At 50.3% G+C, this 17396-nt stretch carries 10 protein-coding genes; 1 reads left to right on the top strand and 9 read right to left on the bottom strand.

Annotation, left to right across the window (positions count from 1 at the left end; translation table 11 throughout):
- Positions 1 to 71 precede the first annotated feature (71 nt).
- The 8 genes from C170_RS00900 to C170_RS00865 form a co-directional block, all read right to left on the bottom strand.
- The gene (locus C170_RS00900; protein ID WP_036605814.1) at positions 72 to 1415 is read right to left on the bottom strand and encodes an LLM class flavin-dependent oxidoreductase; all 1344 of its coding nucleotides are present in this window, start codon (positions 1413 to 1415) and stop codon (positions 72 to 74) included.
- Between the two features lie 323 nt (positions 1416 to 1738).
- Positions 1739 to 2017: a glutaredoxin family protein gene (locus C170_RS00895; protein WP_036605813.1), complete on the bottom strand. Its 279-nt coding sequence runs from the start codon at positions 2015 to 2017 to the stop codon at positions 1739 to 1741.
- Positions 2018 to 2369: 352 nt separating this feature from the next.
- Positions 2370 to 4097: a glycosyltransferase family 2 protein gene (locus C170_RS00890; RefSeq protein WP_051446917.1), complete on the bottom strand. Its 1728-nt coding sequence runs from the start codon at positions 4095 to 4097 to the stop codon at positions 2370 to 2372.
- Between the two features lie 65 nt (positions 4098 to 4162).
- Complete coding sequence (locus C170_RS00885) at positions 4163 to 4987, bottom strand: GT-D fold domain-containing protein (protein WP_051446934.1); 825 nt, start codon at positions 4985 to 4987, stop codon at positions 4163 to 4165.
- A 674-nt stretch (positions 4988 to 5661) separates the two neighbouring features.
- A complete protein-coding gene (locus C170_RS00880; protein ID WP_036605812.1) occupies positions 5662 to 6393 on the bottom strand; it encodes a sugar phosphate nucleotidyltransferase in 732 nt (243 codons plus the stop codon).
- Positions 6390 to 7163: a glycosyltransferase family 2 protein gene (locus C170_RS00875; RefSeq protein ID WP_036605811.1), complete on the bottom strand. Its 774-nt coding sequence runs from the start codon at positions 7161 to 7163 to the stop codon at positions 6390 to 6392. Before C170_RS00875 ends, C170_RS00880 begins: the two co-directional genes overlap by 4 nt.
- Positions 7163 to 8275, bottom strand: a complete 1113-nt coding sequence (locus C170_RS00870) for a glycosyltransferase family A protein (protein ID WP_162158945.1) — start codon at positions 8273 to 8275, stop codon at positions 7163 to 7165. The genes C170_RS00875 and C170_RS00870 overlap by 1 nt, the downstream gene beginning before the upstream one ends.
- Before the next feature lie 41 nt (positions 8276 to 8316).
- The gene (locus C170_RS00865) at positions 8317 to 9282 is read right to left on the bottom strand and encodes a glycosyltransferase family 2 protein (RefSeq protein ID WP_235200697.1); all 966 of its coding nucleotides are present in this window, start codon (positions 9280 to 9282) and stop codon (positions 8317 to 8319) included.
- Between the two features lie 758 nt (positions 9283 to 10040).
- On the opposite strand from C170_RS00865, the gene C170_RS00860 reads away from it, so the two are divergent.
- Positions 10041 to 11606, top strand: a complete 1566-nt coding sequence (locus C170_RS00860; RefSeq protein WP_036605810.1) for a M4 family metallopeptidase — start codon at positions 10041 to 10043, stop codon at positions 11604 to 11606.
- A gap of 170 nt (positions 11607 to 11776) precedes the next feature.
- On the opposite strand, the gene C170_RS29865 is transcribed toward C170_RS00860, so the two are convergent.
- Complete coding sequence (locus C170_RS29865) at positions 11777 to 16990, bottom strand: WIAG-tail domain (protein ID WP_051446916.1); 5214 nt, start codon at positions 16988 to 16990, stop codon at positions 11777 to 11779.
- Between the last annotated feature and the right edge of the window lie 406 nt (positions 16991 to 17396).

Raw genomic sequence — 17396 nt, 5'->3', positions numbered from 1 at the left:
CGTAGTAATTACTTTATTACCGTTTGGAGAACACAACAGACAAAATCAAATGCTCGTTCGCTCCCTATCCGTTATGCCAAATCAGATACAACTTGCTTCTTCGCAGCCGTATAACGGTTAACCGGAATCTGTACCCCAAGGTTACCTCGCAATGTATCGTGTTCATAGTCCGTACGATACAGGCCGCGTTCTTGCAGAATCGGAACAACCAGTTCCACAAAATCAGACAATCCACTTGGCAGCTCCGAAGCAATAATGAAACCATCCGCCGCTTCCGTCTCAAACCATTCCTGAATCTTGTCAGCGACCTGCTCCGGTGTGCCCAAGAATTTGCTGCGTGGTGTTGCTGCCCGCAGAGCCACTTCACGCAAGCTCAATCCTTGCTCTTTGGCATCCTTCTTGATCTTGTCGGTTCCACTGCGGAAACTGTTGCTTCCAATGCCATTCAGCTCCGGGAACGGTTCATCCAGCGGATATTGGGAAAAATCATGGTGTTCGAAGAAACGTCCCAGATAATCCAGCGCTTTATCAATGGTAACCAGACTTGCGATCTCCTGATATTTCTGTTCAGCTTCCTCTTCCGTCTGTCCAACAATAGGATTGATGCCTGGCAGAATAACAATATCCTGTGCAGAACGTCCATAGGAAGCCGCCCGTGTTTTGACATCCTTATAAAATGCCTGTGCATCTTCAATCGTATCGTGTCCGGTAAAGACAGCATCCGCTTCTTGCGCCGCCAGCGTTTTGCCATCTTCCGATGAACCTGCCTGGAAAATCACCGGCTGTCCTTGCCGTGAACGGGCAATATTGAGCGGACCTTGTACGGAGAAAAACTCTCCTTCATGATTAAGCGTGTGCAGCTTGGATGGATCGAAGAATACGCCGCTCTCTTTGTCTCTTACAAAGGCATCATCTTCCCAAGAGTCCCACAACCCTTTGGTTACCTGTAAATATTCCGCGGCAATGCGATAACGTTCCGGATGCGAAGGGTGACTGCTCTTACTATAGTTCTTCGCTGTACCTTCCAGCGGAGAAGTCACGACGTTCCAGCCTGCACGGCCATCACTGATCTGATCGAGGGAACCGAACTGTCTGGCTACGGTGAACGGATCACTATAGGATGTCGAGAGGGTGCCTACCAGTCCAATATGTGAAGTAACGGCAGCCAAAGCGGAGAGGATACTGATTGGTTCGAAGCGATTGAGGAAATGCGGAATGGATTTCTCGGTAATATACAGACCGTCTGCGATAAAGACCAGATCGAACTTGCCTTCCTCCGCTTTCAGTGCCTGACGTTTGTAGAATCCAAAGTTAACGCTGGCATCCGACAGAACCTCCGGGTGTCTCCATGTGGTGTTGCTTCCTCCAACCCCATGAATAATGGCTCCAAATTTCAAACTGCGTTTCGCTGTCATATGCACTCCGCCTTCCTTGGATTAGAATCTTCAAAAGAATGATCAAGGGCCAACTGAACTGATTACGTATGCGAAATAACTTAAAAGTTAACTATTCCTATGAGTTTGGTTTGTTTTAATTTCACAAATCTTATCACTGCCCCGTAAAAGGGTCAACAGCGTGACTAATAGATTTTTTCTATATGAACATTGAAGATGTAAATAAGACCATTTACATCCCAAGAGAGCTATAACTTATTGAACGTTCCGGCTGCTGTACAAATGCGATCTTGCATCATGCAGCAACCGGAACGGCTTGCTCCAAAGGTATATATCAACTCCCGTTAGACTGCTGCCGCTTCGTCCGCTCGTGCCAGAAGTTCAGCCAGCTTCTCCAGATCAGGTTCCAGCAAGGCTTCAAACTTGCCGTCCCCTCCCACTTCAATAACGGGTACATGCCGAATGCCATATTTTGCTTCAAGCACATCACGCAGCACGTCATTGCCCTGCACTTCAATGTTCTCAAAAGGCTGGTTTCGCTCTGTCAGAAATGCTTTCACTTCCCCGCAGAAATGACAGCCTGTTTTGCTCCACAGCACGACTTTTTTGGTTGATGATGACATCGACATACCTCCTGATTAGTTTTAAGATCAAGATCTGTGCGATTGAATATGAACGCCCTAGACCTTTAATTCCCATATGTTAAATAAGAATTATGGCTCTAAATGTACTCCTGTGCCCTTCCTGCGTCAATGGATCTGCTAATAGAATAAACCTATAACCAAATAGAAAGATTAAATTATAAATTTGAAAGATGGCTTATTTTACAGGAATGAATCGCACTGCTTCAGTAGTCTAGCTACCAACTCATATGTAATATTCGGATGCGGAATGAATCAGAGCGATTACACAGGGTACCGCTACATTTTCCATTCCGCATCATACTGCTGATTCGCATAAACAGATCGCCTGACATTACAGATCGGGGTTCAAGAGCTGAGGTGGGGCGATAATGGGCCAGCCTTCTTCCATCGCATTCAGTTGGTCCGCAGACACGCTGATAATATGACCAGAATGTACACCCCAACGTTCTGCCGCATAGACCGATACAAATCGTCTCCGCTTGTCTCCGCTGATCTGATATCGAATCTCGGGTGCATCCACTACGGCAACAATACTTCCTTCTGCCCAGCCATTGTGAGAACCATGAACCGCTGTCGTATGCACCTGTTGTGATTCCCTCGGCCATCCTTGCACGTCCCCCGCTGATATCAGTGCTTCTCCGGCAGGAATGGCGAGCAGGTCAGGTTTGGCAACCTGAACAGGTGATATTCCACGCGGTACAGGGATATTCAGCTTCCGCCGCCGACCGCCAGTTAAAGTATAGACATCTCCTTTGGCATCGGACAGGAACGAACCTTCCGGGTAGAAGTCATAACTGTGTCTGAACTGTAATGTCGGATCTTGGCTGCCCTGCGTTGAGATTCGCTGACGCGGATCCATTGGGTTGGTATCACCCTCCTCTTGTTGACCGGATGGGGTACCAGAGATTTGTTGTCTAGCTAAGCGGGAGGTTTCGGCAACCAGCGCATGGGGATCTCCCCACTTTTGGCTATAAAACTGCTCGTTATCCTTATTCACTACAGCAAAGTCTTGCTCACCCAAGGCTTTCATACTGACACTTCCGAAGTGGTGGATAAAAGCATCCCCGGCTACCGCAAGTTGGTATCCTGCCAGCTTCACCCGGATGATCCAGTCATCATCTTCGAAATTGCCCACCGCGTACCCTTCGTCCAGATAACCTACCCGTTCCAGCAGCTCCCGTGAGAACAGCCAGCAGAATCCGACCAAGCGATCGGTTATTCGATGTTTGTCTGCATCCGGACGATTATGTGTGGCGGCAAAAGACCACATCTCTTCTACCTCACGGTACGGAACCTGAATCTGCTGATCCCCGCCAATATAGTTGGTCACCGGGCCCACCACACCAATCTTCGGATCACCGGCAAGACAAGTCATCATGTTATCCAGCCAGCCCGGAGTAACCAACGTATCGTTGTTCAGCACGATGATATGTCGTCCTCTCGCCATCATCAGCCCATGATTGACACCTCCGGCAAACCCCCGGTTCTTATCCAGGGCAGCCACCCTCACCATGCCGCCTTTGCGGAGCATGGCCTCGGCAGTTCCATCCTCGGAGGCATTATCCACAACAATGATTTCGAAGGGGGCAGGGGTATGTTTTTCGATACTGGACACACATTTCAGCACATACTCCCGCTGATTGTACGTGGGAATAATGATGCTGACCCCTTCAAAAACAAGACCAAACGAGTTCTGTCCCTGGCGGACACCTTCGTTGTATCCTCTGGTATACCCCTGTTTGTAGAGCCTGGCGCCTTTGGGTGTGCGCCTGCTTTTGCCTTTACGTCTGGATTTCCGTATTGAGCGACGACCTGCTGCATGCAGGACTGCCATGTCAGATCGCGAGGCATCGTGTTGTGTGGCACGGCGGGCCGCTTTTTTTTCGTTGCTTATGCTGCCATTCCTGTTGTTTTCACTGCGGCTGTTGTCACTGCGAGTGCTGATATTTGGAATGATGTTCAGATGACTGTGACCCTTTCGACGGACTACGTTTCGAGCCTTAACCTTGTTGCTGCGGCTATGACGTTCTTCCCCGCGCTGTTGATCGGGTGTGCTCATGTTGCTCCCTCCATTTCCACTTGTCCGTGAGGCTAACACGCACATAACCAGCCCCCGGACGTCCACTAGAGTTGAAGCTCTCCTGTTACCAGTTTGTCAGCCAAATGTCCAAAGTCCAGAGCAACCTTGCCGAGTTCACCTGCAATTCGCCGACACAGAATGACCGCCGGAATTCCCGCCGCCACCAACGCGATATCAAAAGCATGTTCTGAGGTTTGCTGCATCACCCTCGGAATATCCATAACTCCCGCCACAGAACCAATGATACCTGTGACATGAATCCCCCGGTTATGCAGCAGTGCCGCAAGCTCTGGTGCCTGGCTGCCTATGAGCAGAACCCGCCGTCCTTGCATCAAGGGCAACACCAGGCCAGACTGATGCAGACTGTAATTGATCGTGGAACTGGTCAATTTCAGCCGGGACCAGTCGATCCCGAAGTGGCGTAATACCGGGAATAACAACCCCTGGAATGTCGGCGCCCGCGAGATCGGCACGCCAACCCAGTCGGCGGCCTGTATGGCTTCCGCAAGCATCGCGCGGATGTCGGGGGTTGAGCAGGGCACCCCTGCATAGGGCAGAAACGGTGCCAGCTCCTGCACTTCGTGGCCTGGCAGCACCGTATCGGCTGCCAGCGTGAGCAGTTCGCCATCTCCGAGGCGAACGACAGACAAGGGGCGCTGCGCATCCAGCGCCGCCGTGATGTGTCCAGCCATCTCATGAGGGCTGGACAGCCGGGCCAGGCTGGGCGCATATTGGCGGAATCCCGCCGCAATCAGATCTGCCGCCGCCACGGCAGGCAGAATGTGATCCGGCGGGATGTGCTGCGCCACCAGCGCCTCCCCGCCGGCGAATACGCCGTCGCGGTAGCCCTCGGCGTAGCCGCCGGGCACGGCCTCCGCCTGCACTGCGTGCTCCGCGGGCGGAGGCGGCAAGCCCTTCGCGCCGGCAGCGCCTCCCCGCCCCGCAGGGGCGACACCCTTCGGGTGTGTCGCCTGGCGCGGGGCGGGGCCAGCACCGCTGGCAGGCATCGCCTGTGGCGTGCTGGCTTGCGGTGCTGGCATGGGCGCACGGCGCATCGCCGTGCGCTGCTTGGCGCGAGCAGCGGCACGCCGGCCCCGCGCTGATGCCGGCCTGCGCCCAGCAGTGGCCCGGCGCAGGCCGGCTTTGCCTTTGCCGGTGCGGCTGGCTCTTGCTGCTCTGCCAACAGCACTGCCTGTGCTGCTGGCTTTCCTTGCAGCAGCCTTATGCGATGCGCCGGCAGATGTACCCGCTTTGGTCAGGGTACTCCGTTTCCCTGACTTCACACCTTTGACTCCAGCAGACCCTGTACCTGCTGCTGCCGGAGTGCCACTGCCCATAAATACGGCCGGGTGGATGCCCCGGGGTTTACCCGACACGGAGGCCCTAGCGGCCCCGGTGCGTGTCACTACTCTCACGCCATTCCCTCCTTTGGCATGCACGAGGATTGTCGCTGCGCAAAGCGCCGGAGCATCCTTCCAGCTCCGGCGCAGAGTGTTCTGCTCCCATGGGGCACCGCACAGCGGCAGCATCAGTCGCATATATTTTAGGGCAATTGTCCTTTCATACGGACAGCTGCTTCCTGGAGCGATTCAAATGTACCTGCATCACTCCAGTATTTCTGCAAAATGTCGTATTCCAGTCCGCCAGCAGACGCGTAGTGATTATTCACATCCGTAATTTCAAGTTCTCCGCGCGCAGACGGCGCAATATTGCGAATCAGGTTAAATACATGATCATCATACATGTATATGCCCGTCACACAATAAGAGGTTTTCGGCTGGCTTGGCTTCTCCTCAATGTACGAGATTCGCTCAGGATGCTTTGGATCAAAAACAGGCACCCCGTAACGTCGTGCATCATCCACCTCTTTGAGTAGAACTCGCGCTGTACCAGCAGGTTGCTGCATGTAACGGTCCACATAAGGCTTCAGATCATCGCTGAAGAGATTATCACCGAGAAGCACAACGAATTTTTCGCCAGGAAGAATAAAAGAAGTTGCCAGATCCAATGCTTCCGCAATCCCGCCTGCCTTTTCCTGAATGCGATAAGTCAACTTGACCCCATGATCTGCTCCGCCACCAAGATACTCTGTATATAACCCGGCGGAATGTTTGTTGATCACAATCAATAGTTCATCAATGCCTGCCTGGCGGAGCCTGTCGATGCCATACATAATCATCGGATGTTTACCGACTGGAAGCAGATGTTTGTTAATGAGCCGGGTCAGCGGATACAGTCTAGTTCCTGTTCCGCCGGCAAGAATTACACCTTTCATTCCACGTTCCCTCCTTCATCGGATATGTCCATATATTCAAGCGGATCGACATGCCATTTGTTCATAAAAATCGAACGATTACGCTCAAGCAGCTGTTTCCACGCTACCGGATCTGTCTTCTGGAAGCTGGCACTTCCCTGATGATGCACGAGAACATCTCCACATACCAGCAGGCGATATCCCTGCAATCTTGCTCTATAACAATAATCGTCATCCTCATAGTGTCCCGGAGAATATGCCTCGTCAAGCAGCCCAACTGATTCCACGACATCTCGTTTCATCAGCATGCACAGACCGACGATCCGGCGTACTTCCCTCCACCTTGAAGAATCCGCAACATTATTGGAATTGGCCAACTCCTGAAAATGTTCCATGTCCCGAAACTGCAATTTAATCTGCTGGATGCCGCTTGCATAATTCGTAACAGGACCCGTGATCCCAATACTTGCGTCACTGTACAGAGCCGTTCGCAGGTTCTCCAGCCAACGGGGCGTGACCGTAACATCATTGTTCAACAGCAACAACTCATCCCCGCAAGCTGCACGAAGTCCAGCGTTACACGCTGCCGGAAACCCCCGATTGTCCGGGAACCTTACAAATCGAATTCGCTCCAGCGCACAATATTCAGCCGTTCCATCCGTCGAACCGTTATCTACCACGATAATTTCATATAACGCAGGATCGCCCGAGTATTGACGTATGGCATCGATGCAGGGCCTGATCAGATCCAGCCCATTGTAAGTTGGGATAATCATACTCGTCAGTGTCATTAGGCGTTCCTCCTGTAAGCGACTTCTACACGGGAGAGTGTATGTGCTTGGGCTGGATTCCAACCTGTACCCAGCAATGTAGCCAGTGCCTCCAGATGATCTCCGATGATCAATTTGGCGACATCATTCCCACTTCCCGTGTTACCAGGACGCAACCGATTGGAACGAATAACATCCACCTGACTTGGTGCCGAGACGTTCATTCCATGCTGAATAGCTAGACTTTGTGCCTTAGGTGGAACGGCCAGTGATGCTGACTTCACGGTCTGAATCATACGACGAGACAATGCATGAGGCACGGCTGTCATGGAATTGGAACCAAGATCTGCCCTGCCTAATGTCCGGTTCAGATATGCTTTGATCCGGCTTACCTCATCCTGGCCTGCAAACGCAGGCAGCAAAGACGTCAGATTATTCAACGCCACATCCTGTCCCCGATCAACCGCGAACAGAAAGGGTGCAAGCTGTTCAGCCGAGACGACCATATCCCCATCCACAAAAAGTACCGTCTCCGCATCCGTCATCTTGGCTCCAAGTGCCCGGCCCACATCATGTCCTGCCCGATCCGGTTCATAGATTACTGTAAGTCCCGGCTGCCTTAGTACCTGCTTCAAACTGTCATCTGTCGTTCCATTCAGTACCACAATAATATCCGTCAGAGGCAACCGCTTTAGTTGCAATAACACCTGCCCCAGTGTGTGTTCCTCATTACAGGCACAGACAACAGCAACAGCCGAATGACGAAGAGGTAGAGGCACGATCTGGAATGAATGCCCCGAGGCCTGAGCATAACCTTGCATAAATGCCTTACCTGCCTTCAGAGCTAGCTCGAAGTTGCTTAGCTCCGCAACATTCACCGCGTGTGCATTCCATACGAGACGTGCATGTTCTTCTGATACTGTGTTGTTTGCCTTTGCCTCCCTTCCTGCAACTTGCCCCGCTTTCCACATCAAGTGTAGATCTACTTGGCCAGACTTTGCTCGGCTTCTTCTTTTTTTTTGAATATCTACATGTTTCTTGTTCCTATGACGCTTGTTCATTACTGTTCTTCCTGCTGTCGTTTGTCTACTTGTTGTCCGCTTGCGGCGGGCAACCCCTGAACGTCCCTTCATTTCCTCACCTCCAGCATGTTGCATCATCCGATGCGACATGCTTACCTCGCCAGGTTGCGAACACGTTGCAGATCGGTATAACCTCCGCGGGGACCGAGCGTATCCGTAATCCACTTGATCGCTGCCATATGATCATTCAGTACCACTTGACTTAGCGGATCAGGTCCGCTTCGCTTCTTGATTCGTACTGCATTCATTCTACCCACAGGTACGTGATGGACAGCGCGTACCCGAAGTCCGCCGATCACTGCCTTCGCTTGTGCGAGTGGCGGAACTTCCAGTGAGGATATCCCCATGACCTCAAGCCCTTTTCGGCTTATTGCATGTGGAATTGCTGTCATGGATGCCCCCCGGAGATCGGATCTTGCGAGTATGCTGTTCAACATGTGTTTGGCCTCCACTACCGGATGAACGGGATGATGAGTGACCGGCCCATGGTAGTCGTTAAGTGCCACATCCGTTCCCTTCAGCACAGCCTTCACGTAAGGTGCAAGGTGCTCTGCGGGAATTGCGATATCTGCATCAGTAAATAACAATACCTGACCGCGCGCCTCCGCTGCGCCTACTTTTCGTCCTCCATCATGCCCCAGTGCTTCGGCATACGTGAGCACGCGTGCTCCAGCCCGTTTGGCTGCGTTTGCCGTACCGTCTGTTGAACCATTCACAACGACAAGCACTTCAGCATCACGGCATATCCGCCGCGCTTCACGGACAACTGCACCAATCCTTTTCTCCTCATTCATAGCAGGGATAATGACCGAGAGCATCGGTCGCTGAGAACCCCCCCTGTGTGAAGGAGCATCACTCATGCCATTTTCCGCGCCATTCTCTACTCCATCCTTAGCCTGTGACATCAGCTGTTTGGATGGAATAACGAACGTATAGGCCTTTGTACCCTTTTTGTGTCCAGACTTCCATCTTCGTTTCTTCAGCACTGTTTTTCTTCGTGTCACATTGGTTCGGGTTGCATAACGTGCTGTGGTACGGGTTTTGCGCAACAGTTTCACCTCCCGCATTCGATCATCGGCATGCCAAGGGAGTACACGTTATTCTATGTATTCGTGGAGCAGTGGAAACGGCGTTTGTCCTTGCACTAAGCAGGTTCTCCCTGTGAACACGAGGGTACAGGCCTTGCTTTTAGACAAAATACGTCAAAATATGTGAAAAACGCTACCTCTCCCCTACTTCAGACACAAATTTAACAAAAATCTAAAATTGTATCTTTTCCAAAGTTTTACATTGTGATAATATACGTTCCAAGCAGTTTTATTTACAAAAATAACCTTGTGGTGAACATAAGTTCCCCTATATTTTTTAAATCAATTTATTGACCTTAGGTTGATTAGATTATGACCTCATTCACAGATCTTGTTAAGCAGATACATTCTACTCTTGAGAGGAGTGATGCCGTTCAGAACACACTGCCTTTGTCATTTACGCAAACCCGGATTGAACACCCCAGTTTTCCGTGAACGTATCTTCTACCTGCGCAATTGGACAACCCCCGGCTTTCTGAAAGAGGAACACAATAGACGATTCAACCTTCGGTTGAACTGAATAAACGGTTATCCTTTTTGTTTGGTGTCGTGCTTAACACTTCCCGAGCTAAGGCCAAGCCGATTTTGTTCCAATCGTTTCTTGTCTCATTCCACGCTTCAGGTCTAGCCCCACGCTCCGCGCTGCCCAAGTTGCAGACGGAATTCCAACCGAGACTGGCATGAACATTTTCCAACAAAAAATAAGTTTAAGAATGGGAGAGTTTACTATGAAATTTGCCAAAGTTATGCCAACAATTCTTGGAGGAGCTCTTTTGCTCGCTTCCGTGTCCTCTGCTACTGCAGCTCCAGTGTCTGATCAATCCATTCCACTTCAGGCCCCTTATGCTTCTGAGGAGGGTATTCCATTGAACAGTGGAACAGATGACACTATCTTTAATTATCTTGGACAGCAGGAACAACTCCTGAATTCCGATGTGAAATCCCAACTCAAAATTGTCAAAAGAAACACAGATACATCTGGCGTAAGACACTTCCGCCTGAAACAGTATATTAAAGGTATCCCGGTTTATGGTGCAGAACAGACGGTCCACCTGGACAAAACCGGAGCCGTGAGCTCCGCACTTGGCGATCTTCCACCGATTGAAGAGCAGGCCATTCCGAATGATGGTGTAGCCGAGATCAGCGGAGAAGACGCGATCCAGATTGCAACCGAAGAAGCAACCTCCCGGATTGGAGAGCTTGGCGCCGCGGAAATCACACCTCAAGCTGAATTGAACATCTATCATCATGAAGAAGATGGTCAGACGTATCTGGTTTACATTACGGAAGTAAACGTACTCGAACCTGCCCCTCTACGGACCAAATATTTCATTAACGCAGTGGATGGCAGTATCGTATCCCAGTTTGACCTCATTAACTTTGCCACCGGAACAGGTACAGGTGTACTTGGAGATACCAAAACCCTGACAACCACCCAATCCGGCAGCACCTTCCAACTGAAAGACACCACTCGCGGCAATGGCATCCAAACGTACACGGCGAACAATGGCTCATCACTGCCTGGTAGCTTGCTCACAGATTCGGATAATGTATGGACTGATCGTGCAGGTGTAGATGCTCACGCTCATGCCGCTGCTACGTATGATTTCTACAAAAACAAATTCAACCGTAACGGTATTAATGGTAACGGATTGTTGATCAGATCAACCGTGCACTACGGCTCCAATTACAATAACGCCTTCTGGAACGGGGCACAGATTGTCTTTGGTGACGGCGATGGAACGATGTTCCGATCCCTGTCTGGTGATCTGGATGTTGTGGGCCATGAATTGACGCATGGTGTTATTGAATATACAGCCAATCTGGAATATCGCAATGAACCAGGCGCACTCAATGAAGCCTTTGCCGATATTTTCGGTAATACGATCCAAAGCAAAAACTGGCTGCTCGGTGATGATATCTACACACCTAACACTCCAGGAGATGCGCTACGCTCCCTCTCCAACCCTACATTGTATGGTCAACCTGACAAATACAGCGATCGCTACACAGGCTCACAGGACAACGGCGGTGTCCATATCAACAGTGGTATCATCAATAAAGCCTATTTCCTTGCTGCTCAAGGCGGAACACATAATGGTGTGACTGTTACCGGAATCGGTCGGGATAAAGCGATCCAGATTTTCTACAGCACACTGGTGAATTACCTGACACCAACGTCCAAATTTGCCGCTGCCAAAACAGCTACCATTCAAGCAGCCAAAGATCTGTACGGAGCAACTTCCGCTGAAGCTACTGCTATTACCAAAGCATATCAAGCTGTAGGCCTGTAAAATCTTATTTTATTGTAGTTCAACTTATAATGTACTCATCCTAATGGTAACAAAACGTTCAGACACCCCTCACCGTCCGAACGGATTAAGCTGATATCAATCAAAAGCGGTGTCCCGGACAACTCTGGACACCGCTTTTGTCATTTGTTTATTACGGATACAATCCTGCACTATCCTTGCGAAGGTCCCGCAGCAATCCATGACAACAATCCGTACGTATGCTTGCAATCTGCTGTACGTGACACTTCAAGTACCGCTTCATCCTCACTCTGCGAGAGCAAGGAAATCTGGAATCCCCGATCATTACTCATGCCCACAATCACATAATGTTCTGAAGCAAATGACTCTTCAAAAACAACAGTTACCTCTGTGCATACTTCACTCTCTGGCAGTACAAAAGCTTCCATTCCGAATTGTTGTACAACCGGTTGTTTGCTTACGCTGCGAACGGGCTGGAAGGCCAGATGTTTGGCTTGAACTGCCCCCGATTGCAACTGGCTGCTGCCCACGGTATCATCACAGAGATGCTCCTGTTTAATCGATTGTTCACTTAACATAAACTCCGTAGTTCCAGCGATCTCCTGTGACTGTTCAAGCTGTGGTTGCTGAGCCTGATCTTCCTGATCTGCCTGCACTGCCTGCTCAGTTGTGAACAAAGCTGCCGGTAGTTCGCCAAGCTGATCTGTTTGGGATACCAGCTCTTGTTGTTGCTCCAGACCAGCACTCGGTAATGCCTCGACGATTACCTGCTGTGATTGCTGTACAACCTCATTTTCTGGTTGAAGCAATCCCTCTTGTCTTTTGATAGCTGCCAGCTGCTCCAGCGTTTCTCCACTGAACTGACGAATCGCATTCCATATCTCTTCGCTCAGATGCGCTGGACCTACAATCCCCGCATTCAAATGATTAGAGGTAATACTCTGCTCACTCAGTTTGCTGCCGTTCACGCTGCCATCGGCCAATTTGGCACTGGTGACGGACCCATTTTGCAGATGAACCCCGCTTACTGCTTCCTCTTCCAGATGAGTTGTGCGAATACTGCGTTCTTGAATATGATCAGCAAGAATGGTTCCATCCTGGATATGACGAGTTTGCACACTTTTGTCTGCTATGTGGATAGCCGATACCGCACCTTCAAGCAATTTATTACCGTTTACACTGCCGTCAGCCATTTTGGCACTTGTTATGGAACCATTGTGCAGATGAATCGAACTTACCGATTCGGCTTTGAGGTGGGAGATTCCAATGCTTCGCTCTTGAATATGGTCAGCATGTATGGCTTTCTCTTGGATATGACGGGATTGCACACTTCCATTGGCAATATGGACATCCGACACCGCATCTTCTAGCAGTTTGTCACTGCTCACACTGCCATCCGCCAGTTTGGCACTCGTTACAGACCCATTTTGCAGATGAACCGCACTTATGACTTCCTCTTCCAGATGGGACGTACCAATGCTATGCTCCTGAATATGATCAGCAAGGATCGCTCCTGCCTGGATATGGCGAGTTTGCACACTTTCCGACGCGATATGGCTCCCCAATACAGTATCTTCGAGCAATTTGCTGCCGCTAATGCTACTGTCAGCCAATTTGGCACTTGTGACGGACCCATTTTGCAGATGAACCGCACTTACGGCTTCCTCCTCCAGATGGGCTGTGCCGATGCTTCGCTCCTGAATATGAACAGCATGAATAGCTCCTGCCTGAATATGCCCGGATTGCACACTTTCCGATGCGATATGAATCCCGGATACCGTACCTTCGAGTAACTTGCTGCCAGTTATACTACCATCCGCCAGTTTGGCACTCGTTACAGCTCCATTTTGCAAATGAATGGCACTTACAGACTCCTCTTCCAAATGTGCTGTGCCGATGCTCCGCTCTTGAATATGATCAGCATGAATGGCTCCTGCCTGAATCTTACTGGATTGCACACTATCATCTGCAATGTGGATATCTGATACTGCTCCTTCGAGCAACTTGCTGCCGGTTACACTGCCGTCGGCCAACTTGGTACTTGTTACAGATCCATTTTGCAGATGAATGGCACTTACTGCTTCCTGTTCCAAGTGAAGCATGCCAATGCTGTGCTCCTGAATATGATCAGCAAGGATTACTCCTGCCTGGATATGGCGGGATTGCACACTTTCAGAAGCGATATGGATTCCCGACACTGCATCTTCGATCAACTTACTGCCGGTTACACTGCCGTCGGCCAGTTTGGCACTGATGACAGACCCATTTTGCAGGTGAATCGCACTTACTGCTTCCTCCTCCAGATGGGTTGTGCCGATGCTCCGCTCCTGAATATGATCAGCATGAATGGCCCCTGCCTGAATATGCCCGGTTTGCACACTTTCGGACGCAATATGAACCCCCGATACGGTTCCTTCAAGCAATTTGCTGCCGTTGATACTGCCATCCGCCAGTTTGGCACTTGTTACAGATCCATTTTGCAAATGAACTGTACTTACAGACTGCTCATCCAGATGAACTGAGCCAATACTGCACTCTTGAATATGATCAGCAAGGATTGCTCCTTCTTGAATATGATGGGTTTGCACACTTTCATTGGCAAGGTGAGTAGCCGATACGCTTCCTGCAGCTAATTTGCTGCCATCCACACTACCCGTTGCTAGTTTGGAGCGTGTTACAGATTCATCCTGCAAAATAATCGTACTTACCGCTTCTTCTTCCAGATGAGATGTTCCGATGCTGCGTTCATGGATATGATGAGGAAGAATTTCACCATCTTGAATATGACGGGAATGCACAGCTCCTTGCTGCAGGTGAACAGCACTTGTCGACTCTGCCTGAAGATGCAAACCACTGATCAAACCTGGCTGAAGGTGAGCCGCTGTAATGGATAAAGGTGCCAGATGGTCTGTTTCGACAGATCCAGGTGCCAAGTGATGCGATGTGACCACCTGTTCAGCAATATGCTCCTCATGAATGATGTCTGGCTTCAGATGCTGTGAGCTCACTACTTGAGTCCCCAAATGGTCAGATTTCACGCTGCCTTCAGCCAGATGGACGGATTGTACAACGGATGGCTGCAAGTGCTCGCTACCTACAGCAGCCTGTTGCAGTTCTGTCCCGGATACCGAGTCTGCTGTCAAATGGTCCGCACTTATGGAGCCATGCTGAAGTTTGTTGCCGGTAATACTGCCATCAGCAAATAACTCGGGCGAGCGTATTTCTTCCGACAAATGTTCCAGGGAAACGGCATGCTGCTTCAGGTGATATCCGCGAATGGTTCCTGCTGGAATATGTTTGGCGTTAATACTCTCTGCCATAATCTTGGAAGAAGTCACGCTGCCGTCTGCCAGTTTAGCTGACGTGACAGCAAAATCCGCCAGTTTATCTGTTGCAACACTCTCTGGTGAAAGCTTGGGGGAGGTAACCGCATGATCTGTTAGATGAGGCGGAAAAATGGACCCGCCAGCCAGCTGGGCTGAAGTTACACTATCAATAGCCAATTTGTCTGTTGTGACCGCGGCCCGTGCAATCGCATCCGTTTCAACACTACCCGGCTGAAGATGAGGTACACCTACGGCGTGTTCTGTCAGATGTTCCGATTTCACTGCATAAGGTCTCAGGGCCTCGGAACCCACGCTGCCTGGAGCCAGATGTGTCCCTGTGACTCCACCACTCGCAAGATGCGAGGATATAACACTTCCCGGGGCAAGCGCTCTGCTACTCACCGATGCCGTTCCAAGCTTTTCTGTTGTCACACTTCCATCCGCAAGTTTAACGTCTGTAACGGCACCATCCTGCAATTCATACGTACCCACGGCCGACTCTGCAAGATGCCGCTCACACACCACGTCGTCTGCAAGAGCGTCTCCGGACACACTTCCGGCAGATAGATGAGCTGCCTCGATGCTTCCACTTGCAATGTGAATAGAGTGAATTGCGGAATTGTCCACATGTACTGGCGTAATTCCCCGATTTGCAATGTGTTCCGCACGAATGGACCCTTTGGCAAGATGTTTACCTTGTACCGCTTCATCCGCAATTTTGGAAGAAATGACGCTCTGATCAGAGATCTTGGATGCCGTAATGGACTGTTCCAGCAATTTTGCTGTTCCAACAGACTGGTCTGCCAGTTTGCTACTGGTTACTGCACCTTCCGTCAAATGCTCACTGCCCACTTCTCCATTGCCAATCTGCTCCTTGCCAACGGAATGAGCGCGAATCTGGTTTGATCCGATTGAACCGTCCAGGAGATGTCTTCCAGTTAGTGAACCCTCAGCTAAATGTCTTGTTTGTATGGATCCATCCTCTATCTGGTCACTTCCAATACTGCCACTTAATAGTTGGGAACGACCGACAGACCCTTCTGCCAGATGTGTCTGTTTAACAGCACCTGCCTGAATGTGGTGGGACTCGATGGAGTGTTCTTCGATTTTGCTGCCTGTGACAGCAGCTTCACGAATTTTGGTTGTAGTCACTGCATCGTCAGCCAGTTTGGAGGTATTCACAGCTCCTCCCGTGAGATGCCTTGTATCCACCCCGCTAATCGCGATCTTGTCTCCAGTTACGGCATGATTCTTGATTAATTCTTCCGTTACCAGCATCCGGCTGAGATGTCTTGTGCTGATAGAACCGTCGGCAATTTTGGCCGAATCGATGGCCTGGTTGCCAAGCTTCTGAGAAGTAATACTGCCATCTCTGATTTTCTCACCGGCAATAGAAGCATTTCGTATTTTGTGACCAGACACAGAACCGTCAATCAGGTGCTCCTCAGATACAGACGCTTCCGCAAGTTTCGCTGAAACGATGGCCCCGTCTGCAATGTGAATGCTGGTCACCGCATAATCCTGCAATGCTTCACTGCCAACCGCATCCGGTTTCAGCTTGGAGGCATCTACAGAGAAAGGAGCCAACTTGCTCTCCGTAACAGCAAATTCACTCAAGTCGTCCGTGTAGATGTAATGTCCGGTATGACCCGGCATCTGGTTCTGGTTCAGGATCTGCAGCCGGTCCTTGCTTGTTGTTTCTTGCTTGATGATATCCACCTCTTCTTCCAGAACAGGCGGAGCCACGCTGCTAACCTGAATTTGTTTATCCGAGCTATCTTCTGTCTCGATTTCCTTGCTATCAGACTCTACGGGTTCCGGCTTGATTTCGGCTTCGATCTCCACCTCTTCCAGCTCGTTTGTTGAAGCAGGTAGCTCCATTGAGTCGAATAGGAATTCTTCCGACTCCTGAACAGCCCTTGATTCCCTTTTATTCGTATTCAAACGTTCTTCCCTATTCACAGTGAAACCTGAGTTCATCTTGTCTGCCCGGCGATCAGTCAGTTCCAATTCTTTGTATTTCGGGCTCACATGCCGCAGTTTCGGCGTTGGAACCTTCTTTTTGCCATTTTTACTCATGCAGCTTGCTCCTTCCTCTAACGTTCGTCTCCGGCATCATATGCTTCCATATGGGCATCTGCCACTTCATTTATGACTTTTGCGGATTCCAGAGCACGAATGTACAGGCGTCAAGACAGGAAGGTTCGATGATCTTCGTGGAAATAGGCGTGTCAGGGCTGCAGAGGAAAGGCGGCTGTCCACGCCCCCGTCCCAGTCATGTCATAGGATATTATATCTAGGTCGTGTCTGAAAACTCGCTGAAGTGCATCTTTCACCGTCTTTTCGCCCCCCTGCTGTGTCACTTTCCCTAGCCGTGCCCCGGCACGCCTGCGGAAAACCTCCTTGCTTGGAACGAAGATTCGGCAAAACCTGCTTCCTTCAGAGTTTTAGACTCGCCTTGAGCAAGCACTAGTGCTTGGCGATG

It is taken from the genome of Paenibacillus sp. FSL H7-689 (genome assembly GCF_000517905.1).
Lineage (GTDB): Bacteria > Bacillota > Bacilli > Paenibacillales > Paenibacillaceae > Paenibacillus > Paenibacillus amylolyticus.
The sequence above is the reverse complement of the archived record's forward strand: the minus strand, read 5'-3'. Positions and strand labels throughout refer to the sequence as shown.

Coding starts and splice junctions, on each gene's coding strand:
- C170_RS00860 (WP_036605810.1), top strand. CDS start 10,041: ATGAAATTTGCCAAAGTTATGCCAACAATTCTTGGAGGAGCTCTTTTG.
- C170_RS00870 (WP_162158945.1), bottom strand. CDS start 8,275: ATGAAGGGACGTTCAGGGGTTGCCCGCCGCAAGCGGACAACAAGTAGA.
- C170_RS29865 (WP_051446916.1), bottom strand. CDS start 16,990: ATGAGTAAAAATGGCAAAAAGAAGGTTCCAACGCCGAAACTGCGGCAT.
- C170_RS00880 (WP_036605812.1), bottom strand. CDS start 6,393: ATGAAAGGTGTAATTCTTGCCGGCGGAACAGGAACTAGACTGTATCCG.
- C170_RS00890 (WP_051446917.1), bottom strand. CDS start 4,097: ATGAGCACACCCGATCAACAGCGCGGGGAAGAACGTCATAGCCGCAGC.
- C170_RS00900 (WP_036605814.1), bottom strand. CDS start 1,415: ATGACAGCGAAACGCAGTTTGAAATTTGGAGCCATTATTCATGGGGTT.
- C170_RS00895 (WP_036605813.1), bottom strand. CDS start 2,017: ATGTCATCATCAACCAAAAAAGTCGTGCTGTGGAGCAAAACAGGCTGT.
- C170_RS00875 (WP_036605811.1), bottom strand. CDS start 7,163: ATGACACTGACGAGTATGATTATCCCAACTTACAATGGGCTGGATCTG.